The 26,784-nt window shown below is 71.5% G+C and carries 33 protein-coding genes; 26 read left to right on the top strand and 7 right to left on the bottom strand.

The features are described 5' to 3' along the window. Positions 1-20: 20 nt before the first annotated feature. The gene (locus ABZX40_RS09450) at positions 21-251 is read right to left on the bottom strand and encodes a DUF397 domain-containing protein (protein WP_355733983.1); all 231 of its coding nucleotides are present in this window, start codon (positions 249-251) and stop codon (positions 21-23) included. 5 nt (positions 252-256) lie between these two features. Continuing rightward, positions 257-1,141 carry a DUF5753 domain-containing protein gene (locus tag ABZX40_RS09455; protein ID WP_355733985.1) on the bottom strand — a complete coding sequence of 295 codons (885 nt, stop codon included), beginning with the start codon at positions 1,139-1,141 and terminating at the stop codon, positions 257-259. Between the two features lie 217 nt (positions 1,142-1,358). Between ABZX40_RS09455 and ABZX40_RS09460 the strand changes: the two genes are divergently transcribed. Both ABZX40_RS09460 and ABZX40_RS09465 read left to right on the top strand, forming a co-directional pair. Beyond that, positions 1,359-1,775 (top strand): ATP-binding protein, encoded by a 417-nt coding sequence (locus tag ABZX40_RS09460; RefSeq protein ID WP_355733988.1) that lies wholly within the window; start codon positions 1,359-1,361, stop codon positions 1,773-1,775. Positions 1,776-1,797: 22 nt separating this feature from the next. Further along, positions 1,798-2,025, top strand: coding sequence for a hypothetical protein (locus ABZX40_RS09465; RefSeq protein ID WP_355733990.1), 228 nt, complete (start codon positions 1,798-1,800; stop codon positions 2,023-2,025). Between the two features lie 3 nt (positions 2,026-2,028). Here ABZX40_RS09465 and ABZX40_RS09470 read toward each other — a convergent pair whose 3' ends face one another. Both ABZX40_RS09470 and ABZX40_RS09475 read right to left on the bottom strand, forming a co-directional pair. Further along, positions 2,029-3,051 carry a LacI family DNA-binding transcriptional regulator gene (locus ABZX40_RS09470; protein ID WP_355733993.1) on the bottom strand — a complete coding sequence of 341 codons (1,023 nt, stop codon included), beginning with the start codon at positions 3,049-3,051 and terminating at the stop codon, positions 2,029-2,031. Positions 3,052-3,221: 170 nt separating this feature from the next. After that, positions 3,222-4,019 carry a response regulator transcription factor gene (locus ABZX40_RS09475; protein WP_355733995.1) on the bottom strand — a complete coding sequence of 266 codons (798 nt, stop codon included), beginning with the start codon at positions 4,017-4,019 and terminating at the stop codon, positions 3,222-3,224. A gap of 205 nt (positions 4,020-4,224) precedes the next feature. On the opposite strand from ABZX40_RS09475, the gene ABZX40_RS09480 reads away from it, so the two are divergent. From ABZX40_RS09480 to ABZX40_RS09520, 9 genes are all read left to right on the top strand, one after another. Continuing rightward, positions 4,225-5,076 carry an alpha/beta fold hydrolase gene (locus tag ABZX40_RS09480; protein ID WP_355733997.1) on the top strand — a complete coding sequence of 284 codons (852 nt, stop codon included), beginning with the start codon at positions 4,225-4,227 and terminating at the stop codon, positions 5,074-5,076. A gap of 56 nt (positions 5,077-5,132) precedes the next feature. Then, a complete protein-coding gene (locus tag ABZX40_RS09485) occupies positions 5,133-5,387 on the top strand; it encodes a MoaD/ThiS family protein (RefSeq protein ID WP_355734000.1) in 255 nt (84 codons plus the stop codon). A 3-nt stretch (positions 5,388-5,390) separates the two neighbouring features. After that, positions 5,391-6,602 carry a hypothetical protein gene (locus ABZX40_RS09490; RefSeq protein ID WP_355734003.1) on the top strand — a complete coding sequence of 404 codons (1,212 nt, stop codon included), beginning with the start codon at positions 5,391-5,393 and terminating at the stop codon, positions 6,600-6,602. A 110-nt stretch (positions 6,603-6,712) separates the two neighbouring features. After that, complete coding sequence (locus tag ABZX40_RS09495) at positions 6,713-7,444, top strand: DUF2993 domain-containing protein (protein ID WP_355734006.1); 732 nt, start codon at positions 6,713-6,715, stop codon at positions 7,442-7,444. Between the two features lie 320 nt (positions 7,445-7,764). Then, on the top strand, positions 7,765-7,845 hold the full coding sequence (locus ABZX40_RS09500) for an Ms5788A family Cys-rich leader peptide (protein ID WP_350751515.1): 81 nt from the start codon (positions 7,765-7,767) through the stop codon (positions 7,843-7,845). 148 nt (positions 7,846-7,993) lie between these two features. Beyond that, positions 7,994-8,839: a sulfurtransferase gene (locus ABZX40_RS09505; protein WP_355734009.1), complete on the top strand. Its 846-nt coding sequence runs from the start codon at positions 7,994-7,996 to the stop codon at positions 8,837-8,839. 79 nt (positions 8,840-8,918) lie between these two features. Further along, positions 8,919-9,206, top strand: coding sequence for a DUF1416 domain-containing protein (locus tag ABZX40_RS09510; protein WP_007382995.1), 288 nt, complete (start codon positions 8,919-8,921; stop codon positions 9,204-9,206). A 138-nt stretch (positions 9,207-9,344) separates the two neighbouring features. Further along, on the top strand, positions 9,345-9,605 hold the full coding sequence (locus ABZX40_RS09515) for a DUF3099 domain-containing protein (RefSeq protein ID WP_355734012.1): 261 nt from the start codon (positions 9,345-9,347) through the stop codon (positions 9,603-9,605). Positions 9,606-9,614: 9 nt separating this feature from the next. Next, positions 9,615-10,010 carry a VOC family protein gene (locus ABZX40_RS09520; protein ID WP_355734015.1) on the top strand — a complete coding sequence of 132 codons (396 nt, stop codon included), beginning with the start codon at positions 9,615-9,617 and terminating at the stop codon, positions 10,008-10,010. Positions 10,011-10,026: 16 nt separating this feature from the next. Here ABZX40_RS09520 and ABZX40_RS09525 read toward each other — a convergent pair whose 3' ends face one another. After that, positions 10,027-10,389, bottom strand: coding sequence for a DsrE family protein (locus ABZX40_RS09525; protein ID WP_355734017.1), 363 nt, complete (start codon positions 10,387-10,389; stop codon positions 10,027-10,029). 134 nt (positions 10,390-10,523) lie between these two features. Between ABZX40_RS09525 and ABZX40_RS09530 the strand changes: the two genes are divergently transcribed. The 6 genes from ABZX40_RS09530 (at position 10,524) to ABZX40_RS09555 (ending at position 15,479) form a co-directional block, all read left to right on the top strand. Then, positions 10,524-11,321, top strand: coding sequence for a hypothetical protein (locus tag ABZX40_RS09530; protein ID WP_355734019.1), 798 nt, complete (start codon positions 10,524-10,526; stop codon positions 11,319-11,321). Continuing rightward, complete coding sequence (locus ABZX40_RS09535) at positions 11,318-12,208, top strand: hypothetical protein (RefSeq protein ID WP_355734022.1); 891 nt, start codon at positions 11,318-11,320, stop codon at positions 12,206-12,208. The genes ABZX40_RS09530 and ABZX40_RS09535 overlap by 4 nt, the downstream gene beginning before the upstream one ends. A 251-nt stretch (positions 12,209-12,459) precedes the next feature. Further along, positions 12,460-13,209: a hypothetical protein gene (locus ABZX40_RS09540; protein ID WP_355734025.1), complete on the top strand. Its 750-nt coding sequence runs from the start codon at positions 12,460-12,462 to the stop codon at positions 13,207-13,209. 255 nt (positions 13,210-13,464) lie between these two features. Further along, positions 13,465-14,040 (top strand): FABP family protein, encoded by a 576-nt coding sequence (locus ABZX40_RS09545; RefSeq protein ID WP_355734028.1) that lies wholly within the window; start codon positions 13,465-13,467, stop codon positions 14,038-14,040. Positions 14,041-14,056: 16 nt separating this feature from the next. Further along, positions 14,057-14,494, top strand: a complete 438-nt coding sequence (locus ABZX40_RS09550; protein WP_355734030.1) for a transcriptional repressor — start codon at positions 14,057-14,059, stop codon at positions 14,492-14,494. Positions 14,495-14,516: 22 nt separating this feature from the next. Beyond that, positions 14,517-15,479, top strand: a complete 963-nt coding sequence (locus tag ABZX40_RS09555; protein WP_355734032.1) for a folate-binding protein — start codon at positions 14,517-14,519, stop codon at positions 15,477-15,479. 43 nt (positions 15,480-15,522) lie between these two features. Here ABZX40_RS09555 and dtd read toward each other — a convergent pair whose 3' ends face one another. Then, positions 15,523-15,948 (bottom strand): D-aminoacyl-tRNA deacylase, encoded by a 426-nt coding sequence (dtd, locus tag ABZX40_RS09560; protein WP_355734035.1) that lies wholly within the window; start codon positions 15,946-15,948, stop codon positions 15,523-15,525. A gap of 138 nt (positions 15,949-16,086) precedes the next feature. Here dtd and ABZX40_RS09565 point away from each other — a divergent pair, with 138 nt between their 5' ends. The 3 genes from ABZX40_RS09565 to ABZX40_RS09575 all read left to right on the top strand — a co-directional run bounded on the left by ABZX40_RS09565 (position 16,087) and on the right by ABZX40_RS09575 (position 19,555). Beyond that, entirely contained in the window at positions 16,087-16,797 is a 711-nt protein-coding gene (locus ABZX40_RS09565) for an aerial mycelium formation protein (RefSeq protein WP_355734037.1), read from the top strand. An 84-nt stretch (positions 16,798-16,881) separates the two neighbouring features. Beyond that, positions 16,882-18,141, top strand: coding sequence for a GNAT family N-acetyltransferase (locus ABZX40_RS09570; RefSeq protein WP_355734040.1), 1,260 nt, complete (start codon positions 16,882-16,884; stop codon positions 18,139-18,141). 484 nt (positions 18,142-18,625) lie between these two features. After that, positions 18,626-19,555 (top strand): GntR family transcriptional regulator, encoded by a 930-nt coding sequence (locus ABZX40_RS09575; RefSeq protein WP_355734043.1) that lies wholly within the window; start codon positions 18,626-18,628, stop codon positions 19,553-19,555. A gap of 48 nt (positions 19,556-19,603) precedes the next feature. Here ABZX40_RS09575 and ABZX40_RS09580 read toward each other — a convergent pair whose 3' ends face one another. After that, on the bottom strand, positions 19,604-19,792 hold the full coding sequence (locus ABZX40_RS09580) for a hypothetical protein (protein ID WP_355734045.1): 189 nt from the start codon (positions 19,790-19,792) through the stop codon (positions 19,604-19,606). Positions 19,793-19,946: 154 nt separating this feature from the next. On the opposite strand from ABZX40_RS09580, the gene ABZX40_RS09585 reads away from it, so the two are divergent. The 6 genes from ABZX40_RS09585 (at position 19,947) to ABZX40_RS09610 (ending at position 26,694) form a co-directional block, all read left to right on the top strand. Then, positions 19,947-20,819, top strand: coding sequence for a GntR family transcriptional regulator (locus ABZX40_RS09585; protein WP_355734048.1), 873 nt, complete (start codon positions 19,947-19,949; stop codon positions 20,817-20,819). A gap of 22 nt (positions 20,820-20,841) precedes the next feature. Beyond that, a complete protein-coding gene (locus tag ABZX40_RS09590; protein WP_355734051.1) occupies positions 20,842-21,705 on the top strand; it encodes a GntR family transcriptional regulator in 864 nt (287 codons plus the stop codon). A 20-nt stretch (positions 21,706-21,725) separates the two neighbouring features. After that, complete coding sequence (locus tag ABZX40_RS09595) at positions 21,726-22,469, top strand: HAD hydrolase-like protein (RefSeq protein WP_355734054.1); 744 nt, start codon at positions 21,726-21,728, stop codon at positions 22,467-22,469. Positions 22,470-22,718: 249 nt separating this feature from the next. Beyond that, a complete protein-coding gene (locus ABZX40_RS09600; RefSeq protein ID WP_355734056.1) occupies positions 22,719-23,801 on the top strand; it encodes a phosphotransferase in 1,083 nt (360 codons plus the stop codon). A gap of 9 nt (positions 23,802-23,810) precedes the next feature. Further along, a complete protein-coding gene (locus tag ABZX40_RS09605) occupies positions 23,811-24,434 on the top strand; it encodes a TetR family transcriptional regulator (protein WP_355734057.1) in 624 nt (207 codons plus the stop codon). Between the two features lie 55 nt (positions 24,435-24,489). Then, on the top strand, positions 24,490-26,694 hold the full coding sequence (locus ABZX40_RS09610) for an AAA family ATPase (RefSeq protein ID WP_355734060.1): 2,205 nt from the start codon (positions 24,490-24,492) through the stop codon (positions 26,692-26,694). The last annotated feature ends 90 nt before the right edge of the window (positions 26,695-26,784 follow it).

Here is a 26,784-nt window from a genome sequence, read left to right on the forward strand (position 1 = left end):
AGGGACGGGGACCTGCCGGTCTATGCCTCTGTGAGGTGGTCGAACTCGCCGTTGCGGGCGCCGTCGAGCATGGCGGCGAGTTCGGTGGTGGTGAAGAGGAGGGCGGGGCCGTGGGGGGCCTTGCTGTGGCGGACGGCTACCTTGCCGTCGACGGGGGCGAATTCGAAACAGTTTCCGTTGCCGCCGGTTGCGGTGGCTCGCTGCCACTGGACGCCGAGTGTCGAGGCGTCAGGTATGACGTGGTCTGCCATATGACCTATCCCTTGCTGTAGATATCCCTGTACTTCTGGACCACTTCGAGGGATTCAGTTCCTCGAAGGGCGTCTGCCATGAGCCGTCTGAAGAGTTGCTCGTACGCCCGCACTTCAGGGGAGTCCTCGATGAACTGGGTTGAGGTGAGACCTTCCACATAGACGATGTCGGGTTCCCAGCGTTCCGGGAAGCTCAGGATCACGAACGAGCCGCCGAACAGGGCCGCATGGCTTGCAGCCGACTCCGGAAGAACCAACAGGTTGATGTTGTGAGGGTGTTCCTGGCACAGGGTGAGCACGTAGTCGAGCTGATCTGCCATCACCTCATGCGGGCAGATCGCATGGCGCAGCACGGACTCCGAGACAACACCCCAGAAAATCAAAGGATCGGTGCGGGAGAACACCGCCCGTCGACGCTCCCGAATGGCCAAGCGATCTTCCCGTTCCTTCTTCGAAAGGTCGGGGAGATGCTGATCGAGAATTGTCGCCGTGTAGTCTCGCGTCTGCAAAAGTCCAGGTATGAGAACGGTCTCGACACTGGATGCCTCTACCGCGTAGTCCTCGTACCCGATGTAATCCGCATATGCCGGGGAGACGGCGCGGCGCACCTTGCTCTCCCATCCCGACTGGCTTCCGCCCCGCTTGAGTTGCCAGATGTACGCCGATTGATCAGCGTCGTCCGCCATTCCGTACAGGTCGAGAAGTTGCTTCAGGTCGTCGTCCGTGACTCCGACTTTGGCACTCTCGATCCGGCTGAGCTTGCTCTCCGACCATCCCAGCGACGCGGCGATCGAGTCCTGGGAGCCGTGCTCTCCGTCGACCCGCAGTGATTTGAGGACGCGTCCCAGCCGGACCTGCCGCGCCGTTGGTTCACGTGGCTTGTTGGCCATATGCCGCCCCACATCCCGTCGTTGACATGCTCAAACACTCCAACTACGTGACCTGCCAGGGCAAGCGAGTGTCCCCCGGAAGGGGGAATCCGGGGTAGCTGCCTTGCGTGCAATATCGCCGAGTGTGCAGGATTGCCACCCATCGCCGGTCGTCACCGGACGTGAGTCATCCGTAAGCACTGGTCTCCGTAGGGGGTGCGCTATGTCCGAACAACCCATGCCTCGCCAGTATCCCACCAGGCCCGAATCCGTCTCCCAGGTCCGCACACAGGTAAGGGAGTTGCTCAGATCGGAGGGGGTCGACGTGGACTCCGGCGCCGGGGGAGCGGACAGCGTCGTTCTCGTCGCCAGCGAGCTGGCGAGCAACGCCGTATGCCATGCCGCCGACTCCGGTGTCTACTCCGTGTGCTGCGAGTTGCGCGGAAGTCTCTGTGTCATCCGGGTCTCGGACGACGGTGTCCTGGTGCCGCCCGAGCGGGCCACGCTCGGTGACGCCCACGCGCTGTCCGGCAGGGGCCTTTTCCTGGTCGAAGCCCTCGCGCGGAACTGGGGATGCACACCGCGAGGCGATGGCGCCGGAAAAGTCATCTGGGCCGAACTCCTCATCGCCCCGCCCTCCCCCACGACTCCCTGACCCGCACAAGGGAACCGCACACATGCACATGCGCATGCTCAAGGCCATCTGCCGGACGGCCACCCCGCCGCCCTACGACGTCACCGCCCCGGTCCGCCGCCCAGACCCCTACGTCTCCCCTTGGCGTCCCGACCCCTACAACGCCCGCTGGCGTCGCTGGGCCCGGCGGGCGCTGCCCCGGCTGTTCGGAAAGGACCCGCTGCCGTTGTCCGCGCGGGAGCCGGAGATCTGGGGTGCGGCGGAGCGGTGACCGCTACCCGCACCCACAAGACCGCCGCTCCACCAACCGCGACGGAAACACCTTCACCCGCTCCCGGCGCGACCCCGCCACCCGCAACCCGTCGTCCAGGACCAGGTCGACCGCCGCGCGGGCCATGCCGGAGCGGTCGGAGGCGATCGTGGTGAGGGGCGGGTCGGCGAGGGCGGCCTCCTTGATGTCGTCGAAGCCGGCGACGCCGAGTTCGCCGGGGACGTCGATGCGGAGTTCGCGGGCCGCGCGCAGCAGGCCGATGGCCTGGTCGTCGGTGGAGCAGAAGACGGCCGGGGGGCGGTCCGGGCCGGAGAGGATGTCCAGGCCGATGCGGTAGGCGTCGTACCGGTTGTAGGGGGCCTCGAAGAGGCGGCCCTCGGTCGGCAGACCGGCGTCGTTCATCGCCTGGCGCCAGCCTTCGACGTGGTCGGAGACCGGGTCGCCGACCGCCGGGGTGTCGGCGGTGCCGCCGACGCAGGCGACGTAGTCGTAGCCGTGCTCCAGCAAATGCGCGACGGCGGTGCGGGCGCCCGTCACATCGTCCAGGACCACCGCCACGTCGTCGATCGCCTCGGGGCGCTCATGGAGCAGGACCACCCGGGCATCCCACGCGTCGATCTCGGCGGCGGCGTTGTCGTTGAGGGCGTGGCTGACCAGGATCAGGCCCGAGACCCGCATCCCGAGGAAGGCGCGGAGGTAGTGGACCTCGCGTTCCCCGACATAGTCGGAGTTGCCGACCAGCACCATCTTTCCGCGCTCGGACGCCGCCTGCTCCACCGCGTGCGCCATCTCCGCGAAGAACGGCTGGCGTGCGTCGGGCACGATCAGACCTATGAGATCGGTACGCCGGGACGCCATGGCCTGTGCCACCCGGTCCGGGCGGTAGCCCAGCTCCTTGATGGCGGCGAGCACGCGTTCGCGCGTGGCCGGGGCGACCGGCCGGGGTCCGTTGTTGATGACATAGCTGACGACGGCCGTGGACGTTCCCGCCAGCCGCGCCACATCATCTCTTGTCACCTTGGCCACGCGCGGAGTCTACGCGGATGGACCCGCCGTGGGCAGGGCAAGAGCGGGTCCGGCTGTGCGCGCTCTGTGCGGGCGCAACGTCGGGGGCGCCAAGGGGCGGGCGCCACGGCAGCACGGGCGCCACGGTTCGGGTGAGGTGCGGGGGCCGGGGGAGAGCCCGGCCCCGTCCCTCATGCCTGCGCCGGGGCCTCCACGGCCGCCACCTCAGGCGACTTGTCCCCAAGCTCCGAAATCTCCGCGGTCTCCGGCTTCGGTCGGGCCGCCTTGGCCTTCGCCTCGTCGGCCGCCCGCTCCACCTTCTCCGGCGTGACGAATCGATAACCGACGTTCCGGACGGTCCCGATCAGCGACTCGTGCTCGACGCCGAGCTTGGCCCGCAGCCGCCGTACGTGCACATCCACGGTCCGGGTGCCGCCGAAGTAGTCGTAGCCCCAGACCTCCTGGAGGAGCTGGGCGCGGGTGAAGACCCGGCCGGGGTGCTGGGCCAGGTATTTCAGCAGCTCGAACTCCTTGAAGGTCAGGTCCAGGACCCGGCCCTTGAGCTTGGCGCTGTAGGTGGCCTCGTCGACCGAGAGGTCACCGTTGCGGATCTCCATCGGGGAGTCGTCGCTGACCAGCTGCTGACGGCCGGTGGCCAGCCGCAGCCGGGCCTCGACCTCGGCCGGGCCGGCCGTGTCGAGGAGGACGTCGTCGATGCCCCAGTCCGCGGTCACCGCGGCGAGGCCGCCCTCGGTCACCACCAGGATCAGCGGACAGCCGGGGCCGGTCGAGCGGAGCAGCTGACAGAGGCTGCGGACCTGCGGGAGGTCACGGCGGCCGTCGATCAGGATCACGTCGGCACCAGGGGTGTCGACAAGGGCGGGGCCCTCGGCGGGGGCCACCCGCACGTTGTGCAGCAGCAGGCCGAGCGCGGGAAGCACCTCCGTCGACGGCTGGAGGGCGTTGGTCAGGAGCAGCAGAGAACTCATTTATCTGGTTCCTCCTCGGTCCCTGCGAGGACGTGTGCGGTGCGTCACTGCGGTGCGTCGCTGCGCTGCGTTCCCGTCGGCTCCGTACACAACCGCGGTCACCGCCTGTCACCTGGCGTTTTCCGCTTCGTATACAACGCGTTCGAAAGCACAAAAGGACCCGGGGGCTTCGCTGCCCGAGTCCTCTGCCCAGCAGAATACCCACATGAGCACCGGTCCGGCAGGTCATGTGGCCCGATCCACCACCGTTCGTCCGCAGTGTGAGACGCCTCAGACGTCCAGCTCAGCGCCCCTGCGGACGTTTTTGCAGACCGCGGACGGTATCCGCGTCGAAGCCGTATACGAGAGGGGTCACGTTGTATACGACACCTTGACGCCACCCTCCCGTCGGATCGCGTTCGTGGTCGCCCATGGCTTCACCGGCGCCGCCGACAAGCCGCATGTCCGCCGGATCGCCGGGGCGCTCGGCCGGTACGGCGCCGTCGTCACCTTCTCCTTCCGCGGCCACGGTGCCTCCGGCGGGCGCTCGACCGTCGGCGACCGCGAGGTGCTCGATCTGGCGGCGGCGGTCGCCTGGGCCCGTGAGCGGGGGCACGACCGCGTGGTCACCGTCGGCTTCTCCATGGGCGGCTCCGTCGTCCTGCGCCATGCCGCCCTGCACCCCGGCGCCGCCGACGCGGTCGTCTCGGTCAGCGCCCCCGCCCGCTGGTACTACCGGGGCACCGCCCCCATGCGCCGCGTCCACTGGCTGATCACCCGGCCGGAAGGGCGGCTCGTCGGCCGGTACGGGCTCCGCACCCGGATCCAGAACGGCGGCTGGGACCCCGTACCGCTCTCCCCGGTCGAGGCCGTCCCGGGGATCGCGCCCACCCCGCTGCTCATCGTGCACGGCGACCGCGACGGCTACTTCCCCGTCGACCACCCGCGGATGCTGGCCACCGCCGCCGGTGACCACGGCGAACTCTGGCTGGAGCCCGGCATGGGCCACGCCGAGCACGCCGCCGACGACGGCCTCCTCGCCCGCATCGGGGACTGGGCGGCCGAGCGGGCGGGCTAGCCTTGGCCTGTTCACCCGCCGAACCGATCCGACACAGGGACGAGCAGAGGGACCAGATGGCAAAGGTCACGGTGCGCTACTGGGCCGCCGCGAAGGCCGCCGCCGGTATCGCCGAGGAGCCGTTCGACGCGGCCGACCTCGCCGGTGTGCTCGCCGCCGCGCGCGAGCGGCACCCCGGGGAGCTGGAGCGGGTCCTGCTGCGCTGTTCCTTCCTCGTCGACGGCGACCCCGTCGGGACCCGCGCGCATGAGACGGTACGGCTGGCCGAGGGCGGCACGGTCGAGGTGCTCCCGCCGTTCGCAGGAGGATGACGGATGAGCTACCAGCCGTACGACAACAACAACGACGGTGATGGCAACGGCGACGGCGGTCAGGGGCAGTACCCACCCCGGTACCAAGCCCAGCACCAAGGGGAGTACCAGCACTACCAGCAACAGCAGCAGCCGCATCAGCAGTACCAGCCGCAGCCCCAGTACCAGCAGACGTACGACCCCTCCTGGCAGCAGCCGCAGGCCCCGCAGCCCCAGCCCGGCCACGGCGATCCCTACGCCGATCAGCAGCACACCCAGCAATGGCAGGGCCAGACCTGGGAGACGCAGCTCCAGGCCCCGGTGAACGCCGCCGAGCAGACCGCGTATCTGCCCCCGCAGGACTACCAGGCACCCCGCCCCGCGCCCGCCCCTGCGCCGACGCCCGCCCCCGCACCTTCCCCCTCCCCCGCCCCCGGCCCCTCCTACGGTCCCGCCACCCTCGCCGGGAACTCCCGGGTCACCGACGCCCAGCGTGCCCGCCTCGAAGGGCGGTCGCCGGTCATCGAACCCGGGGGACAGCCCGCCGCGCTGACCGCGCTGCTCGGCGTCCTGCTCGCCGCCGCCGCGCCGCTCGGGTCGTTCGCGCTGATCGTGCCGCTGGTCGCGCTCCAGGCCGTCACCGCCGCCGGATGGTTCCGGCTGAACGGGATGTGGCCCGCCCGGCAGGGCATCGCGCTGGCGTTCGCCGGGGCGCTCACCGCGGACGCGGTGCTGCTCGGCGTCGGACGCGACCAGGGGGCCGCCGCGATCCTCGGCACCCTCGGGGTGTGGGTGCTGCTCACCCTCGTCCTCCAGCTCCGCTCGCACGCCGACCCGGACGAGCGGATGTACGGGCTGATGGCGACCGTGGTGTCCGCCGCGCTGGCGATCGTGGCGACCGGGTATCTGGCCGCCGAGCCCGAGGCGGTGAGCGTCGGGGCCGCCGCCGTGGCCGTGGCGCTGCTCGCGCGGGCGCTGCCGCTGCCGACGCCCGCCTCCGTGGTCGTGGCGCTGCTGGCCGCCGCCGGGGCCGGGATCGCGGTGGGCGGGATGACCGATGTGGGCGCCGGGGGCGGCGCGCTGCTCGGGGCCGGGGCCGCCGGGTGCGCGCTGATCGGGCACCGGGTGGCGAGCTACGACTATCCGTCCCGGTTCGTGCACTTCACCGCCGGGGTGGCGCTGCCGCTGGCCGCCGCGGCGCCGGTGGTGTGGGTGCTGGGACGGGCCGTGGCCTGACCCCGGCGGCTCGGCGCCGCCCTTGTCACAGCTGATCGACAAACCCCGGGCGGGTCCGCCCGCCGGGGTTACGGTGACTGGCGTCCATGACGTCCGCCGAGGTGGGGAACATGCGAGCGCTGCGAATACTTCTGATCGTCGTGGTGATCCTGGGCGGCCTGTTCGTCGGGGCCGACCGGCTGGCGGTGTACTTCGCCGAGGACGAGGCCGCGGGCAGGCTCCAGACCACCGAGTCGCTCGCGCAGAAGCCGGATGTGTCCATCAAGGGCTTCCCGTTCCTGACCCAGCTGATCGGCGGGACGCTGGACGACGTCGAGGTCGGCATCGACACCTACCAGGTCCCGGCCGGCGGCGAGGAGCAGCTCCGGATCGACGATCTGCGGGCGAACATGAAGGGCGTCGACTTCTCCGGCGACTTCAGCTCCGCCACCGCCGCCTCCGCGACCGGCACCGCGACCATCGCCTACGACGAACTGCTGAAGGCGGCCCGCTCCGAGCCCACCGAGGTCGCCCCCGGGGTCACCGCGCGGGTGGTCGGGCTGTCCGACGGCGGCAACGGCAAGATCGAGGTCGCCGTGGAGGTCGAGGCGCCGGTGATCGGGGCGCGGGAGCTGTCCGTGCTCAGCACGGTGAGCGTCGAGGGCGACAACGTCGAGGTGCGCACCGACTCGCTGCCGGAACTCGCGGGCATCGATCTGGCCGAGGGGGCGATCCGCGAGATCACCGACTTCCAGACCGTCATCGACAACCTCCCGGGCGGAATCGGGCTGGACAAGGTGCAGGCCGCGGCGGATGGTGTGGAGATCTCGGTGAAGGGTTCGGACGTACGGCTGGCCGGGTAGGCCGTGGGGCGGCGGCACCCGGTACCGGGCCTTGGGCATCCGACACCGGCTTGGGTATCCGGTACCGGCCCTTGGCCACCCGGCGCCGCTCCAAAGCATCCGGTACCAGCCCCTGGGCCCCCCTCCGTCCGAGGGGTGAGACGCGGGTGTCCGGCCCGTAGATGGGCCCGGCCGCCGCCCTCCCCGTGAGGCGCCGCGAGGGCCCGGGAGCCCCGCGGGCCGCCGCCCCTCGTGCATCTGTTCCCACATCGCGGACGATCGCGTCTCACCATCCGACACACCGGTGACATGCCCGCCCGTCCGTCCTTACGATCGACCGCATGAAGCGACAGGCGGATCTCACCAAGCGGCGGGCAGTGGACCTGTGCCGCGTTGCCGCCATGCTCTGTCGCCCCTTCTGATCAGGCGGAAGCCCCGCGCCCCGCGCCGGCCCCCGCCTTCCCGCACCGCCCTGTTCTGGGCACCCGTGCGCCGCCCCAGCGCGACCGCACGCATCGCACCGCGCACGTTCCGTACGCCCCGCCGCAACTGCCCCGGAGGAGAAAGAGCATGAGCCGCAGCGACGTCCTGGTAGACGCCGACTGGCTTCAGGAGCACGTCGACGACCCGTCCATCGTCATTGTGGAGGTCGACGAGGACACCTCCGCGTACGACAAGAACCACATCAAGAACGCCATCCGGATCGACTGGACCAAGGACCTCCAGGACCCGGTCCGCCGTGACTTCATCGACCAGGCCGGTTTCGAGGCCCTGCTGTCGGCCAAGGGCATCGCCAACGACCAGACGGTGATCCTCTACGGCGGCAACAACAACTGGTTCGCCTCCTACGCCTACTGGTACTTCAAGCTGTACGGCCACGACAGCGTCAAGCTGCTCGACGGCGGTCGCAAGAAGTGGGAGCTGGACGCCCGCGAGCTGGTCGACGGCACCGAGGTGCCCGAGCGCGCCGCGACCCAGTACGCCGCCCAGGCCCAGGACACCTCGATCCGCGCCTTCCGGGACGACGTGGTCGCCGCCATCGGCGCGCAGAACCTGGTCGACGTCCGCTCGCCCGACGAGTTCTCCGGCAAGCTGCTCGCCCCGGCCCATCTGCCGCAGGAGCAGTCCCAGCGCCCCGGCCATGTGCCCAGCGCCCGCAACATCCCGTGGTCGAAGAACGCCAACGACGACGGCACCTTCAAGTCGGACGACGAGCTGAAGGAGCTGTACGCCGACGAGCAGGTCGACCTCGCCAAGGACACCATCGCGTACTGCCGCATCGGTGAGCGCTCGGCCCTGACCTGGTTCGTGCTGCACGAGCTGCTCGGCGTCGAGAACGTCAAGAACTACGACGGTTCCTGGACCGAGTACGGCTCCCTGGTCGGCGTGCCGATCGAGCTGGGCGCCAACAAGTAAGCGAACAAGCAAGCGAACGAATAAGTAAACGACCAAGCGAACGACCAAGCCCGACCTTCAAGACCTCTGGAGAGACAGTATGTGTGGAGCGAAGGCCGGTGGCCCCGACGCCTCGACGATCAAGCCCGGTGAGACCACCATCCAGGGCCAGGTGACCCGGGACGGCGAGCCCGTCGTGGGCTACGTCCGGCTCCTGGACTCGACCGGTGAGTTCACCGCCGAGGTCCCCACGTCCGCGACCGGCCAGTTCCGGTTCTACGCGGCCGAGGGCACCTGGACCGTCCGCGCGCTGGTGCCCGGCGGCACCGCCGATCGCACGGTCGTCGCCCAGCAGGGCGGTCTCGCCGAGGTCGCCATCGCGGTCTGACGGCACCGGTACGGCAGGAAGGGCCGCGTCCCACGGGTTGGACTCCCGGGACGCGGCCCTTCCGCGTCCCGGGAGTCCCGAGCTTCCGGGCGTCCCCGGGCAGGCGCCTTCCGGCGTCCCCGGGCCTAAGCTATTCATATGTACGCGCGTAGGCGTCATGTCTACTTCGTCATGATGGGCACGTGTATCACGCTGTTCGTCCTGGCCTGGGCCGTCGTACGGCTCTGGTCGGTCCCGGCGGCGGTGGCGATGTGCGTGGTCGCCATGGTGATCCCGCCGCTCGCCGCGATCGTCGCCAATCGGCGGGGACCCGAGGACCGCTGGTGGGACGCCCCCTCCGGGGACCCCAAGTCCGATGAGTGGTGGGACGAGCTGGACGGCAGAAAACCGCGCCGGTAGGAAGTCCGTATGTCGCCCACCCGGATCTCGACGGTCGTCCTCGACTGCGCCGACGCCCATGAACTGGCCGCCTTCTACCGGAACCTGCTCGGCTACACGGTCCGTGCCGAGGAGCCCGACTGGGTCCTCACCGGCCCGCCCGAGGGCACCCCGGGCGTGGCCCTCGCCTTCCAGGGTGAACCGGAGTACGTCCCCCCGGTCTGGCCCTCCCGCGCCCCCGGCAACCAGCAGATGATGCTCCACCTCGACATCCGGGTCGACGGCCCGGACGACCTGGCGGCGGAGACGGCCCGCGCGGTGGCGGTGGGCGCCCGCCTCGCCGATCACCAGCCCCAGGACGACGTCCGGGTGCTCCTCGACCCGGCGGGCCACCCCTTCTGCCTCTGGACCGAGGCGGGTCAGTAGACCAGGGCCCGGGTGGTCAGTAGACCAGCGCCTGGGTGTCGTCCGCGAGGGCCTCCTGTACGAAGAGCTGCGCCCCGGCGATCCGGACGCCCTCGATCACCTCCTGCTCGGTGATGCCCCGCCGGGCCGCGCACTGGGTGCACAGGGTGAGCCGCCCGGCGGCGAGGATCGAGTCGATCAGATCGGTGAGCGGCGCGGCATGCGGCAGCTCGAACTCGGCGGCCCGTCCCGGCACCGCGAACCAGGCCGACTCTCCGGTCAGCCACATCGACACCTCCACCCCGCTGGCCACGGCCACCGCGGCGACAGTGAACGCCTGCGAGCACCGCTCGGGGGCGTCGGCCCCGGCGGTCACCTTGATCACGAGCTTCTTCGCCATGACCGCATCGTAAACATCCATCACCGAGCGGTGCCGAATCGTGATCAAGTGCGGTGCAACTCCGGGTGGTTGTCGCGAGTCAGTCAGTGGGCGCGGTGCGGAATCCGTGCTTCATGTCTCTCTGGGGGGACGCATTGGAAGACTCTGAAAGACCGGCGGTTCCGGACACATCGGACGCGCCGGAACCGCAGGGGCAGCCGGGAGCGGCGCCGGGAGGCGGCTCCGGTGGGGCGCCTCGACGCCGGGCAGGACGGCTGATCGCGATCGCCGCCGCGCTCGGTGTCATCGCCGGGACCTGCGCCGGCTTCGTGGTGCAGGCGGGCCGTGCGCCCACCCCGCTGCGCTCGCTGGCGCAGCCCGTGATCGGGCAGGGCAAGGGCGAGGTCGAGCCGCCGTCGCCCGCGCAGGACCGCCGGATCAAGACGGACGGTGATCTGCGCGAGCTGCTGCTCCCGCCCCCCGAGGGGGCCCGGAACGTGGATGAGCTGAGCGGTGCCGACGGCTGGCTGTCGCTCACCGCCTACGCCGAGCTGTTCGAGGAGCCCGCCGCCGGGATGGTCGAGCTGGTCGCGGACGAGTTCCGCCGGGCGGCCATCGTCAGCTGGGAGTCGGGCGAGGCGCGGTACGGCGAGATCCGGCTGGTGCAGTTCCGGCAGGAGGAGTACGTGGCCGCCGCCGAGTGGGCGGACCAGGGCTACTACTGGGCCGAGGAGGACTCCGGCGACCGGGGGCGCGCGATTCCCGGCACCGGCGACGGAATGGCGTACGTGTACGAGGAGCCGGAGCGGGAGCCCGGCTATCTGCCGGTCTACAGCGCCAGCGCCCATGCCTGGCGCGGCGACATCCTGATGGAGATCTGGCTCAGCGACACCAAGCCCATCCCCGAGAAGACGATCATCGACCTGGCGAAGCGACAGGCGGCACGGCTGTGAGCGAACAGGAGAGCAGAACGGGTGCGGAACCGGAGGAGGCCCCGGGGGCCAACCCGGAGAGCCGCGAGGAGGCCCTGGAACCGGCCCCCGAGCCGTCCGAGCCGCCCACCCCATCGCCCCCGCCCGCCCCCCGCCGCCGCGCCGGGATCGCCGCCCGTGCCGGTGCCGCCGTGCTCGCCCTCGCCGTGCTCGGCGGGATCGGGTTCACGGCCGTGACCGTGCGGGGCGCCGACCGGGACGCCGGGGCGCCGGTACTGACGTTCCCGAAGCCCACCGCCGACGACGCCGATGACGCGGACGACGACGCGGACGAGGAGAAGGGGCTGCGGGCGCTGCTGGTGCCGTACCAGGACGGTCGCTACGAGAAGGGGCCCGACCTGGGCGAGTTCGGCTCCGATGTCGAGCTGACCGGGCAGGAGGCGTGGGATCTCGTCAAGGCGTCGCTGACGGATGTCCCGCGTTCCGAGCGCCGGGCCATGGAGCGCGAGATGGAGAAGCGGGTCCGCGGGCACGCGGCGCGCAGCTATGTGTACGAGGACCCGTTCGGCGGGTCCTACGGCTCGGCGTTGCTGATCGAGATCGCGCTGTCGGAGATGGAGAACCCGGCCGATGTCCGGCGGGTCGCCACCTCCCAGATCGAGACCTACGACCTGCTGGGCGTCTTCGATGACGGCCCCCGCGTCGAGGGCCATGACGACGCCCGCTGCTACGAGGCGCCCGAGGAGGACCCGCCCCTCGCCGACGGCCGGGTGCTCTGTGTGGGCCACCGGGGGAACGTGCTGGTCAACGTCTCCGTCGCGGCGCACAGCGAGGTCGACACCGAGGTGGTCGCCGATCTCGTCGCCGAGCAGCTCGACCGCATCGACAACCCGGGGGAGGCCGTATGACCGGGCAGGAGCCGACCACGGGGCAGGGGACGCCGGACGGGAACGGGGCCGGGAACGGAGTCGGGAACGGGGTCGGGAACGGAGTCGGGAACGGGGCCGGGAATGGGGCCGGGAACGAAGTCGGGAACGGAGTCGCGAACGGGGCCGGGGCGGTCGCCCCCGCCGCTCCGATCGTCCCGCCCCTTCCCCCGTCCGCCCCGGACATTCCCGCCCTCCCCGCCCTCCCCGCCCCGCCGGTCAAGGACCGCCGGGTGCTGCGGGCCGTCGCGCGCTGGACGGCGGCCGTCGCCGTGTTCGCCGTGCTCGGGGCCGGGACGGCGTACGGGATCACCCGCATGGAGCGGACCGACGTACCGGGGCTGGGGACCGCGTCGGACGGGCGGTGGGCGTATCCCGAGATCGTCCGCCCCCCGCTGCCCGAGGGCTCACCGGCCCCCTTCGACAAGGTCAACCTCACCGGCACGCACCACGCGGATCTGCGGAAGCTGGTGCTGCCGGCGCCCGAGGGGGCCACGGCGGACGGGAAGCTGCGCGGCGCGGACGGCTGGCTGCGGCAGGACACGTTCCTCGCGGAGTTCGAGGCGGCGGACCGGGAGGAACTCGCCGTCGCGCTGACCGATCAGGGGCTGCGGCACATCGCCGCGACCGGCTGGAGCATGCCGGACGGCACCCGTACCCGGATCTATCTGCTCCGGTTCGACACCGCGACGGCCGCCGAGGACATCTACACCGGGGAGCTGACCCGGTTCGGCAGTCCCGGCCCGGCCGTCCGGGGCGCGGGCACCACCGGCTACGACGAGGACTTCCCGGTGAAGGCCCATGTCGAGGGCATGGAGCGCTCCACCTATGTGGAGAGCAAGCCGTACGGCGCCGAGCAGGTGCGGCAGGGCTGGGTGTCCGCCGGGGATGTGGTCGCCGTCATCCTCCAGTCCCGCGAGGGCGGTGCCGCCGCCGTGCCCTTCCAGCAGACCGTCATCCTCCAGAGCCAGCTGCTCGGCTGAGGGGGACGGAGGGCGGGCCCCGGCGGGCGCACCTCACAGGGAGGGCCGGGGCCGGGCCGCGTAAGCTGGGGCGCGGCCTAGTGCATGGCGTATCCGCTCACCAAGGAGCAATTCCGTGATCATCTTCTTCGAAGTCCTGCTGGCCCTGGTCTGCGTCGGTGTGCTCGCGTTCACCGGGCTGGCCGTGAAGAAGCTGTATCAGGGCCAGCGCTGACCCCTCCGCCGCCCGGCCGACCCTCCCGAGGAACCCCGCTCATGATCGAGATCCCGTCCGACCTCCACAAGGACCTCGTCCCGCTCGCCTTCCTGCTCGGCACCTGGGCGGGCGCGGGCGTGCACGACTTCCCCGGCTCCGAGAAGTGCAACTTCGGGCAGGAGGTCACCTTCACCCACGACGGCCGGGACTTCCTGGAGTACCAGTCGCACACCTGGGTGCTGGACAACGACGGCAACAAGGTGCGCCCGCTGGAGACCGAGCACGGCTTCTGGCGGATCGAGGACGCCCGCAAGGTCGAGGTCACCATGACCCGCGACGACGGTGTCATCGAGATCTGGTACGGCGAGCTGGCCCACCAGAAGCCGCAGATCGACCTGGTCACCGACGCCGTCGCCCGCACGGCCGCCTCCCGCCCGTACACCGGGGGCAAGCGGCTGTACGGCTACGTCAAGAGCGATCTGATGTGGGTCGGCGAGAAGCAGACCCCCGAGGTAGAGCTGCGGCCGTACATGTCGGCGCATCTGAAGAAGGTCGTCTCCCCGGAGGACGTGGAGCGCTGGGCGAAGGCGCTGCCGGAGGACCTGCCGGACGACGGGATCGCCTTCTTCAAGTAGTTCTAGACTTCGAGGTGTGGTGAGCACTGACTGGAAGAGCGATCTGCGGCAGCGCGGCTACCGGCTGACCCCGCAGCGGCAACTCGTGCTCGAAGCCGTGGACACCCTGGAGCACGCGACCCCCGACGACATTCTGGGCGAGGTCCGCAGGACCGCCTCGGGGGTCAATATCTCCACGGTGTACCGCACGCTGGAGCTGCTGGAGGAACTCGGGCTGGTCAGCCACGCCCACCTCGGGCACGGAGCGCCGACGTACCACCTGGCCGACCGGCACCACCATCTGCATCTGGTCTGCCGGGACTGCACGACGGTGATCGAGGCGGAGGTGCCGGTCGCCGCCGACTTCACCGCGAAACTGCGCGAGCAGTTCGGTTTCGACACCGATATGAAGCACTTCGCGATCTTCGGACGCTGCCGGGACTGCACACTCAAGGCTTCAACTACCGAGTCGTAGCGTTGGTCGTAGGCTTAGGCGTATGAAGAGCCCTTTGCTGAGCCTGCCCGGCGCCGTTCCCGCCGAGGGTGTGGATGAAGGCGTCGCCGCGCACTACGGCGACCTCTTCCGCGAGCAGCGCGCCCTCGCCGACGGCACCGGATTCGTGGACCTCTCGCACCGGGGGGTCGTCGCCGTGACCGGTGACGACCGGTTGAGCTGGCTGCATCTGCTGCTCACCCAGCATGTCAGCGATCTCCCCGCCGGTGAGGCCACCGAGGCGTTGGTGCTGTCCGCCAACGGTCATATCGAGCACGCGCTGTATCTGGTCGACGACGGTACGACGGTCTGGGCCCATGTCGAGCCGGGCACCCAGGGCGCGCTGATCGCCTACCTGGAGTCGATGAAGTTCTTCTACCGGGTCGAGGTCGAGGACCGCACCGAGAGCCACGCCGTGGTGTATCTGCCCGCCGGGTCGATCGTGGAGGCCCAGGGAGCGGCGGTCCGGGAGACCCCGTACGGGCGGGATGTGTTCCTGCCCCGGGAGCGGCTGGAGGAGTTCGCGGCGGCGGCCGGACCGGCGGCGGGGCTGCTGGCCCATGAGGCGCTGCGCGTCGAGCGGCACCGGCCGCGGCTCGGCTTCGAGACCGACCACCGGACCATTCCGCACGAGCTGGGCTGGATCGGCTCCGCGGTGCACCTCCAGAAGGGGTGCTACCGGGGGCAGGAGACGGTGGCCCGGGTGCAGAACCTGGGGAAGCCGCCGCGCCGCCTGGTCTTCCTCCACCTGGACGGCAGCGAGGTCCATCTGCCGGCGCCCGGCACGGAGATCCGGCTCGCGGACGACGGGGAGGACGGGCGGAAGATCGGGTTCGTGACGACGTCCGCGCGCCACTACGAGCTGGGGCCGGTGGCGCTGGCGCTGGTGAAGCGGAACGTTCCGCTGGACGCACGGCTGGTGGCGGGGGACACGGCGGCGGCGCAGGAGGTCGTGGTGGTGCCGTAGGGCCCCTCAGGGGGCGCCGGTCAGATCTCCAGCAGCACGCCGGTCAGATCTCCAGCAGCACCGTGAACGGCCCGTCGTTCGTCAGGGACACCCGCATCCCGGCCCCGAAGCGGCCCGTCTCCACCGTCGCCCCCAGCTCGCGCAGCGCTCGCACGACCTCCTCCACCAGGGGCTCGGCGATCTCGCCGGGGGCCGCCGCGTTCCAGGTGGGGCGGCGGCCCTTGCGCGCGTCGCCGTACAGCGTGAACTGGCTGATCACCAGCAGGGGCGCGTTCACATCGCTGCACGACCTCTCGTCGCCGAGCATCCGCAGGGTCCAGAGTTTGCGGGCCAGTCGCGCCGCCTTCTCCGCGGTGTCCTCGTGCGTCACCCCGACCAGGACACACAGGCCCTCGCCCCGGATCTCGCCCACCGTCTCGCCGTCCACGACGACACTCGCGCCGTCCACCCGCTGCACCACCGCTCGCATACGACCATCATGCCGGGTCCGGATCACGCTCCTCGCAACCCCCCATCTGGGGCCGATCGGGGGCACTCGGTCACATAGCGGCCACTTGGGGTGACACGATGCTTGCCACACGCCGGTCGAGGGGACGGGTTGAGGCACATGAGCACACCGAGCACCGGACAGCCGCCGGGCCCAGTTCCACTCGCGCCCGCGGTCCAGCCGCCAGGCCCCGTTCCACGGACACCCGCGGCCCAGCCGCCCGGACCGGTCCCGCTGGCCCACGCGGTCCAGCCGCCCGGCCCGGTCCCGCCGGCGTACGCGGTCCAGCCGCCCGTACAGCGCACCGGCGGCACACCGCTGCCACCGGCCCCGGCCGAGCCCGATCTGCCCCTGCTGAGCCTGCCCGAACTGCGCACCCTGCGCCGGGACACCCAGCGCGACGAGGCGGACCTGAGCTATGTCCGCCGGCTGCTCCAGGGCCGGATCGACATCCTCCGCGCCGAACTCGCCCGGCGCGGCACCGCCTCCCTGGTGGCGCCGGGTGAGGCGTCCGTGGTCGAGCGGCTCTCGGAGATCCTCACCGACGCGCCCGCCCGGCAGCGCTCGTCCGCCCGCCATGTCACCCTGGGCACCCCGCAGAGCGAGGAGTACCGGCGGCTGGCCGCGGAGATGCTGGCCGAGGTCGAACTGTCCGCGCTGGACGCCCGTACCGATCCGGAACTCACCTCGGCCATGGGCCGTCTGGTCCGCTACGAGCAGCAGGTCTCCCGGCGCCGCCAGACCCTCCAGCGGACCACCGACGAGTGCAGCGCGGAGATCGCCCGCCGCTACCGCGACGGCGAGGCCCAGGTGGACGACCTGCTGGTGTAGGGGGTGGGGGCGGCCGGCGCGGCTGCCGCCGGTCAGGGGCAAAACCCCGTGACCCGCCTGGCACCCGCCCTCTACCGTGGGCCCATGACCCCCAGCGACGACATCGCCGTCCGTCCGATCGCCCGTGCCGAGGTCGCGGAGTGGAGCCGCGCGCTGAACACCGGATTCCTGCGCACCCCGACGGTGTCCGAGGCGGAGGCCGCGGACCGGGGGTCGTACGTGGATCCGGACCGTACCCTCGGCGCCTTCGACGGCGGGCGCTGTGTGGCGACCTTCCGGTCCTTCCCGCAGCGGCTCACCGCGGTCGGCGGCCGGGCCGTCCCCGCCGACGCCATCTCCAATGTCACCGTCAGCCCCACCCATCGCCGCCGGGGCATCCTGACCCGGATGATGCGCCACGACCTGGCCGCCGCCCGGGAGCGCGGCGAGATCGTCGCCACCCTCATCGCCGCCGAGTACCCGATCTACGGGCGCTACGGCTTCGGCCCGGCCGTCACGACCGCCCACTGGACCGTCGATGTCGCCCGCTCCGGGCTCGACCGGCGGCGCCCGGTGCCGGACGACGGCGGGCGGATCGACCTGGTCGACGCCGAGGACATCCGCAAGCTGGGCCCCGAACTGCACGAGCGGCTGAGCCGCGTCCGGCACGGCGTGATCAACCGTGACGAGCGCTGGTGGAATGTGGCGACGGGCGCCGTCCGGCTGGACCGGGCGCCCTGGACCGAGCCCTTCCACGCCGTCCACCGCTCGGCGGACGGCGAGGTCGAGGGGTACGCCTGCTATGCCGCCGACGATGTCTGGGGCGAGCGCAAGCAGCCGCAGAACACGGCGACCGTGCGGGACCTGATCGCCCTCACCCCGGCCGCCGAGCGCGCCCTGTGGCACTACCTCTGCTCCATCGACTGGATCAGCACCGTCAAGACCGGCAACCGCGCCCCGGACGATCTGCTGCCCGACCTCCTGCCCGACCCCCGCGCCGCCCTGCTCACCGGTCACGCCGACTGGCTCTGGGTGCGGATCCTGGATGTCGTCCGGGCCCTGGAGGCGCGGACCTACGGCGGCGAGGGCACGCTGGTGCTCGACCTCGCCGACGCGTCCGGGCTGGGCGGCGCCGGGCGGTTCCGGCTGGAGGCGTCCACGGACGGGGCGTCCTGCGCGCCGACCACCGAGAGCGCCGATCTCGCCCTGGACCTCGCCACGCTGAGCGCGCTGTGGCTCGGCGACGGCTCGGCGGTACGGCTGGCCGCGCTCGGGCGGGTCCGGGAAGAACGAGCGGGCGCCGCCCAGAAGGCCGACGCCCTGCTGCGTACGTCCAGGCGGCCTTGGTGCCCGGACATTTTCTGAGGATCTCCTCTCCCTCGGGAACGGTGGATCAGCCGGTCGGCCCGGTCGGACCGGTCGGCCCGGTCGGCCCAGTCGGACCGGTCGGCCCGGTCGGCCGATCAGCTGATCACTGGCTCACGCATCCGTAGCGTGCTGGTGCTGTTCGGTTGTGGCTGTGCGGGTTCAGTTGTGACTGAGCTGTATGCGGTTGTGGCTGTGCGGTGAGCTGCGCTGCTGTTCTCGGCGGTGTTGCCGTCCTCAGCCGCGCCGCTGTCTTCAGTTGTGGCTGTCCGCGCCGTGCTGTGCCTGCGACTGGCCGGACTCCCGGCTCCCCTCCGGAAGGGAGCCCGGTCAGCCGGACTGCCGGCCTCTGCTGGCCAACCTCCAGGGAGCCTGACCATGTTATGGAAGTTGGTGACCAACTTCTCTGTAGTTATCTCCGCTTGGATCGGCTCATAACCACCTCTTCTTGAACTGTCTGAAGATGGCGGGAAGTTGTACTGTTTTGGTTGTGGACGCGGAACACGCCTCCGTCACTGGAGGGAATCGGCCTCTGCGGTCCCCACGGCCCCCGGGGCCCCATCCGACACACCGCGAGGTCGCCGAGGTGCTGCGCGCCCGGATCAGGTCCGGGGAGCTGCGGCCGGGCCAGCGCATGCCCACCCAGGCGCGGCTGGCGGCGGAGTTCGGCGTCGAGCGCGGGGCCGTCCGGCAGGCGCTGCGGCTGCTCCAGGCGGAGCGGCTGCTGACCAATGTCTCCAAGGGCAGCCCGGCGACCGTGGCCCCGGACCCGGGTCGGCTGCCGAGCGGCCCGTCGGTCGCGCCGCTGCCCACGACGGTGGCGCTGGCGCCGAGGATCGCGGAGGCGTTCGCGGTGCCGCATGTGGAGATCGACGCGCTCTGTCTGACCGCGATCTCGCTGACCCTGGCGATCGGCGAGCCCTTGCGCCGGATCCACGCCGGGGAGCTGAAACCGGCCAAGGTCGATGTGCGGGTGCTGCTGCCCTCGCGCGATATCGACCTGGCCTTTCCGCGCCGGGTGGATCAGCGGGGCGCGCACGATCCGGTGCATCCGCGCTGGCTGGCGCAGCGCAACGCCCAGGGTCAGGTGCTGCGGCACAATCTGCTGGCGCTGCGCGCGACGCACGGGATCGAGGTGGGCGTCTCGTTCCGGGCCCTGCCCTTCACCCCGCCGGTGAAGCTGTATCTGCTCAATGGGCGGGAGGCGCTGTTCGCGTACTACACGCTGACGCGGCGCGAGGAGGAGGTCGGGCAGGAGCAGCTGGAGATGTACGACGCCGAGGGCACCCGGTCGATGCTGTTCGCCTTCGACCGGGAGGACGATCTGCGGGACGCGACGTTCGTGGAGCAGTCCGGCGTATGGTTCGACGCGCTGTGGGAGACGATCAGTTCGGATCTGCTGCTGACCACCTGAGGCCGGCGCGGGGCGGGCGCGCCGGCCGGCCTGCGGGGCGGCCCGCGCTCATATCGCCGGGCCGGTGACCAGCAGGGCGAGCAGCACGGCACCGGCCGAGGTGATGGCCGGGCTCTTGGCCTTGAGGCCGATGGTGAGCAGCAGCAGCCCGACGATGCCCGTGGCGCCGTACTTCCACTGGACCAGCTGCTGGAACCCGATGACGAAGACGGCGGAGAGGAGGGCGAGGACTGGCATGGTGATCCCCCTTCGGGCTGCCGGGGCGGCGGATCGGGCCGTTCCGCCAACTCCACTGAGTTGGTGACCAACTCTGTCATGGTTGTCCCCACTTGGCAGTGACTCATAAACAACTTTCCGGCAACTCCCACCATCCGGCTCCGAGTTGTACCGTTTGGTCGTGACCCAGGAGAACGTGGCAGTGAACGGCAGCAGAAGGCGTACCGCACAGGAGATCGCCGGCACCCTGCGCGAGCGCATCCGCAGCGGTGTGCTGAAGGCCGGCGACCGGCTGCCCACCCAGGCCGAACTCGCCGACGAGTTCGGCGTCGAGCGCGGCACGATCCGCCAGGCGCTGCGCGTTCTCCAGGACGACGGTCTGCTCACCCATGTCAGCAAGGGCAGCCCGCCCCGGATCGCCCGCCCGGAGTCCCCCGGCGACGAACCCCGGCCCACCGCCGTCGGGCTGGCCCCGCGGCTGATGGAGGCCTTCACCGCGCCCCGGGTCGGGATCGACGCGGTCTGTCTGACCGCCGAGACCCTGATCCTGGCCCTGGGCGAACCGCTGCGCCGGATCCACGCGGGCGAACTGCGCCCCGAATCCATCGACGTACGGCTGCTGCTGCCGTCCCGCCATATCGATCTGGCGTTTCCGGCGCCGGTCACCGGGGACGACGAGTCCGTGCACCGGCAGTGGCTCGCCCAGCGCAATGCGCAGGGGCATGTCCTGCGGCACAATCTGCGCTCCCTGCGCGGCTCGCACGGCATCGACGTCACCGTCCGCTTCCGCGCGCTGCCCTTCACCCCGCCCCTGAAACTGTTCCTCTTCAACGAGGCCGAGGCGCTGCTGTCCTACTACACGATCACCCGCCGCGAAGCGGCCACCGACACCGGAACGCTGGAGCTGTACGACACCGTAGGCCCCGACGCGGTCCTCTTCTCCTTCCTAGCGCGGACGGGCCGGCGGGACGCGGCGTTCGTCGCCGAGTCCCAGAAATGGTTCGACGCGCTGTGGGAAACCATCACCACAGATCTGACCCTCGGCTGACCCGGGCCCCAGGAGCACCGCAGTGAACGGCAACGACGACACCACCCCCAGCGGCGGCGGGCGCAGGAGCGCCCAGGAGATCGCCGACGCGCTCCGCGAGCGGATCCGGGCCGGCGAACTCAGGGCGGGCGACCGGCTGCCCACCCAGGCGGACCTGGTGGCGGAGTTCGGCGTCGAGCGCGGCACGATCCGCCAGGCGCTGCGCGTTCTCCAGGACGACGGTCTGCTCACCCATGTCAGCAAGGGCAGCCCGCCCCGGATCGCCGAGCTGCGCACCGACCCGGACCGCTCCCGGGCGGCCCGGGTGGTCCTCATCTCCTACCTCGCCGAGGCGTTCCGCTCCCCACGGGTGCGGATAGACGCCCTGTGCTTCACCGCGGAGACGCTCCTGTGGGCGATCGGCGAGATGTGCACGGCGGTGGGGCGGGGGGAGGTGCGCCCGGAGAAGGTGGAGGTGCGGTGTCTGCTGCCGGGGCCGGGGGTGGAGTTGCCTTATCCGCGGCCGGTGGGCGGTGACGCGGAGCTGCGGGAGCTGATGCAGGACCGCTGGAAGCAGCAGATCAAGGACCAGACGCAGGTCATGGACTTCTATCTGACCTCGGTCATGGGCGGCTACGGGGTCGACGCGCGGGCGGCCTTCAGATTCCTGCCCTTCGCGCCCTCGGTGAAGCAGTACGTCCTGAACGGCTCGGTGGCCCTCCAGGGCAACTACCAGGTGACCACCCGGCTGTACGAGGACCTGCCGGACACCCCGCCGTTCGAGATCCTGGACGTCAACGGGTTCACCTCGCGGCTGTTCGAGTTCCGGCGGGACCGGGGCGGCCAGGACCCGGCGATCGTCGAGGACACCCAGAATTGCTTCGATGCGCTCTGGGAATCGAGCTGACCGAGGCAGACACTCGGCGGGTGACTCCTGAGACGGGACGGGCGGATCTGGTGGAGCGAGATGCCGAGCAACTCAAGGAACTGGTCGCGAACACGCGGCATGTCCTGTTCGATTTCGACGGGCCGATCTGCCGGCTGTTCGCCAGCTATCCGGCCTCGGCGATAGCGGTGGCCCAGGTGGAGTGGCTGCGGGCGCGGGGCCTGGTGAGCCTGCTCACCCCCGAGGAGCTGAACAGCCCGGACCCGAACGGGGTACTGCGCAGCGTCGCCGCCCGGTACCCCGGCACCGATCTGGTCCTCGACCTCGAAGAACATCTCACCCTGCGGGAGCTGGAGGCGGCCCGCAGCGCCTGGCCCACCCCGTACGCGGACCCGCTGATCCGCACCTGGCTGGCGACGGGCGCCCAACTGGCCATCGTGACCAACAACTCGGCCCGCACGGTCGAGGAGTACCTCAAGGGCCGCGATCTGCTGTCCTGTTTCGCCCCGCACATCTATGGACGCACGCAGGAACTGCATCTGCTCAAGCCGCACCCGCACGCTCTTCGGTGGGCCCTGCGCGCGATGGGGGCGGCGGGCGGCAGCGCGCTGATGATCGGGGACAGCCACACCGACCACCATGCCGCCCGCAGCGCCGGAGTGCCCTTCCTCGGCTTCGCGAGCAGCGAGCGGGCGGCGGCCGGGATGCGGGACGCCGGGGTGCCGGAGCGGAGGATCCTGTCCTCGCTGGAGCCGCTGCTGAAGGCCGTGAGGAGCCGGACCTGAACCCGGGGCCGGGGGACCGGATCCGGTGGCGTCGAGACGAGCGGGCGGACACCGCGCGCGGTCCGGGCGCTCGGCACGGGCGTGGTGTTCCTGCTGCGTGCCGACGGCTTCCGCCGCGGTCGCGCGAGGGAGCGGCTCCGCCGCGGGTGCCGATCGGACGGCACGTCACCCCTGACCTCCGAGTAATGTGCTGCCACTTCCGCACCTTCGGAAGGGCGCAGGCGAGAGAGACAGGCAGAGAAACTGGCGATGTCATCCGAAGCAACGTCCCTCGCCTGGCTCAACGCGGTCGGAATGAGCGGAGATCCGAACGCGGTCGTCGGCCCGCTCAGGGGCTATCACCACGAGACCTACGTCCTTCCGCTGCCCGAGGGGCAGGGGCCGCTCGGCGCCGGGCGGTGGAAGTGCCGTGAGCCGCGGAGCGGTCTGATGTGGTTCGACCGCCGGTGTTTCCGGTCCGAGGAGCAGTTGCTCAAGGGGCTGGCCGGGCGGATCGACCGGATTCCCGACATTCTCGATGTCGGGGAGTTCGGACTCCAGCGATTCGTGGAAGGCGTGACCCTCGGCGCGCTGTATCCGTCCGGCCAGGCGGTTCCCGACCGCTTGACCGGGCAGGTCCTGGAGCTTTTCGAGCAGTTGGCGGGGGTGACGCCCCGGACGCTGACCGTGCCCCGCCGCTGCCGGCGGCCGGACCGGCCCGAGGACGGGGACAGCGCGGCCTTTCTGGAGCGCCTGATCACCTTCGCCGAGACGCATGTCCACGCCGACAACCTGCCGGTCTTCGGGCAGCTCTTCGCCGATCTCGGCCTGGACGGCGGTGCCTTCGTCAGCCTGCGTGCCCATGTGTCCGGTCTGAAGGAACGACCCTTCTGTCTGCTGCACGCCGATCTGCACCGCGAGAACTTCATCGTCGACGACCAGGAACGCCTGTGGACGATCGACTGGGAACTGGCGATGCTCGGCGACCCGCTCTACGACCTGGCCACGCATCTGTATCTGATGCGCTATCCGCCCGAGCAGCAGGAGCGGATCACCAAGGGCTGGCGGGAGACCGTCGAGCGGGTGCGCCCCGGCAGCGCCCACGGTCTGGCCGAGGACCTGCCGCTGCTGATCGACTTCAAGCGGGCGCAGTCCGTCTTCACCGATGTGATCCGCGTGGCCCTCTCCCTCGACCCGGGGGCCGACCCCCGCGGGCTGCGTCGGGTGCGAGCCGGCTGGAAGCTGTACAAGATCCTCCTGGCCGCCGCCGAGCCCTTGGGCCTGCGCTCCGTGCCGAGCCCCTGGCGGATCGTCGCCGCGCTCACGAAGTGGCGTGCCGCCCGCCCTGCGTAGGCTCTCCCCATGACTGACAGGGCCGCCGGTGGGCTGCGGGAGCGCAAGAAGCGGCGGATGTACGAGACCGTCTCGGAGACCGCGATCCGGCTCTTCCTGGAGCGGGGGTTCGACGCGGTGTCCGTCGCCGAGGTGGCCGCGGCGGCGGAGATCTCCAAGCCGACGCTGTTCCGGTACTTCCCGGCCAAGGAGGATCTGGTGCTGTACCGGATCGCCGATCACGAGGGGGAGGCCGCGCGGGTCGTGGCGGAGGGGCCGACGCCGATCGCGGCGCTGCGGCGGCACTTCCTGGAGGGTCTGGAGCGGGAGGACCCGGTCACCGGCCTCAACGCGCACCCCCAGGTGCTCGCCTTCCACGCCCTGCTCTACGGGACCCCCGCCCTGGTCGCGCGGGCCCAGGCGCATCTGGAGCGGTCCGAGGCCGCGCTCGCCGAGGCGCTCGGCGGAAACCTGGACGCACGGCTCGCGGCCGGGCAGATCATCGCCGTCCAGCGGATTCTCGCGCTGGAGAACTGGCGGCGGATCGCCGATGGGGAGGCGGTGGAAGCGGTGAAGGCGGAGGCGGTGGCCGCGGCGGGGCGGGCGTTCGACGGGCTGGAGGGCGGGGTGGGCGGGCTTCTCGGGCGACACTAGTTGAGACTCGGTTAAAAATGTAACTCGGTTTCGTTTTTTTGGGTACGCTGAGTCCATGACGGCATCCGACCTCGACCCCGCCCTCTATCCCGATGATCCCGATCCCTGTCCCTGTCCCGAGCCCGCCCGCCTCGCCCTGCTCCAGGAGCGTGCCCATCACGAGCTGTGCCGGGCGGCCCTCGCCGCCATGGTCGACGGGGCCGATGAGCAGGTGGTCATCGGGGCCGACGCCGCCGCCTCCGGGGCCGACGCCGAGGTGCTCGGGTATCAGCTGCGCAGCCGTGCCAAGGAGCTGCGGGAGCTGCCCGAGGGGCCGTTGTTCTTCGGGCGGCTGGACTTCCGCGCCGCCGACGGCGACCGTCCCGCGCTGCACATCGGGCGGCTCCGGATCAGCGAGCGGCCCGCCGACCCGCCCCTCGTCGTCGACTGGCGGGCACCTGTCTCCCGCGCCTTCTACCAGGCCGGTCCCGCCGACCCGCAGGGCGTCGCCGTGCGCCGCCGGTTCGGCTGGGCACCCGGCAGCCGGGGGGACTCCGCCGATCTGACCTCGCTGGAGGACGAGCCGCTGGAGGGCGGGGCGGGAGCCGGGGACGGGACCGGGGCCGGGGACGGGCCAGGGACCGGGGTCGGGCCAGGGACCGGGGTCGGGGTCGGTCGGCCCAGTGCGCTGGTCGCCCGGGAGATCGAGCGGCCCCGCGTCGGGCCCATGCGCGACATCGCCGCCACCATCCAGCCCGACCAGGACGATCTCGTACGGGGCGATCTCGCCCTCTCGGTCTGCGTGCAGGGTGCCCCGGGCACCGGGAAGACCGCCGTAGGGCTGCACCGTGCCGCCTATCTCCTCTACACCCACTCACAGCGCATCCGGCGCGGCGGGCTCCTGATCCTCGGCCCCAACCGCACCTTCCTGCGCTACATCGCGGCCGTGCTGCCCGCCCTCGGCGAGACCGGCGTCCGGCAGTCCACCCTCCAGGAGGCCCTCCGGGAGGAACTGGCGATCCCCGCTCTCCCCGCTCTCCCCGACAGGGGCGCCGACCCCGACCCGCCCCGCGCCGCCCTCCTCAAGCACGACGCCCGGATGGCCGAGGTGCTGCGCCGGGCGCTCTACGGGCGGGTCGACGCGCGGGGTGGCGGGGGCGAGGCGCTCACCGTGCCGGACGGGTCGTACCGGTGGCGGGTGGAGGGGGAGGAGGCCGCCTCCGTGGTCGCCGGGGTGCTGGCCGAGGACCCGCCGTACGAGATCGGGCGGGAGCGGGTGCGGACCCGGCTGCTGGAGCGGATCCGGATGCGCGCCGAGCGCCGGTCGGGGCCCCGGCCGCACAGCTGGGTGCGGAGGATCTCCCGGGCGCTCACCCCGTACCTGGACACCGTCTGGCCCCGGGTGCGGGCCGAGGAGGTGGTCGCCGGGCTGCTCGGCGACCCGGAGGCGCTGGCGCGGGCGGGGGACGGACTGCTGGACGCGGGGGAGCGCGCGGCCCTCGGCTGGGCCCGGCCGCCCCGGTCCTGGCGGTCGGCGCGCTGGTCGGCGGCCGATCTGGTGCTGCTGGACGAGGTCGCGGGCCTGATCGCCCACCCGGAGGGATACGGCCATGTCGTCGTCGACGAGGCGCAGGACCTCTCCCCGATGGAGTGCCGGGCCATCGCCCGCCGGGCCCGGTTCGGCTCCCTGACCGTGCTCGGCGATCTCGCCCAGGGCACCACCCCGTGGGCCGCCCGCTCCTGGGCCGCCAGCCTGCGCCACCTCGGCCGGCCGGACGCCGGTGTGGTGGCGCTGACCACGGGTTTCCGGGTCCCCGAGGCGGTCGTCGGGCTCGCCAACCGGCTGCTCGCGCGGCTCGACGTCGATGTCCCGGCCGGGCGCTCGCTGCGCACCGACGGCGAACTGCGGCTGCGCCGGGCGGCGACGGCCGGGGAGGTGCCGGGGCTGGTGCTGACGGCCGTCCGGGAGGCGCTGGAGCGGGAGGGGTCGGTGGGGGTGGTGGCCGCGGACGGGGATGTGGGGTGGGTGCGGGAGGCACTGACCGGGGGCGGGGTCGAGGTCGCGGGGGACGGGGACGGGGACGGGGAGGGGGAGGCGGGGGCGCGGGTGGCGGTGGTGCCGGCGAGCGTGGTGAAGGGGCTGGAGTACGACCATGTCGTCGCCGTCGAGCCCGCGTCGATCGCGGCGGCGGAGGAGCGCGGGCTGCACCGGCTGTATGTGGTGCTCACCCGGGCGGTGTCCCGGCTGGATGTGGTGCACGGGAGACCGCTGCCGTTCTGAGGCGCGGGGCGCCCGCGGCGGCGCGGGACGGGAGGCCGCTGCCCTGCTGAGGCACCGACCTCCCGTGCACCATTGCCCTACGGGGCGGAC

Origin of the sequence: Streptomyces sp. NPDC004610 (assembly GCF_040609715.1) — a bacterium.
Classification (GTDB): Bacteria; Actinomycetota; Actinomycetes; order Streptomycetales; family Streptomycetaceae; genus Streptomyces.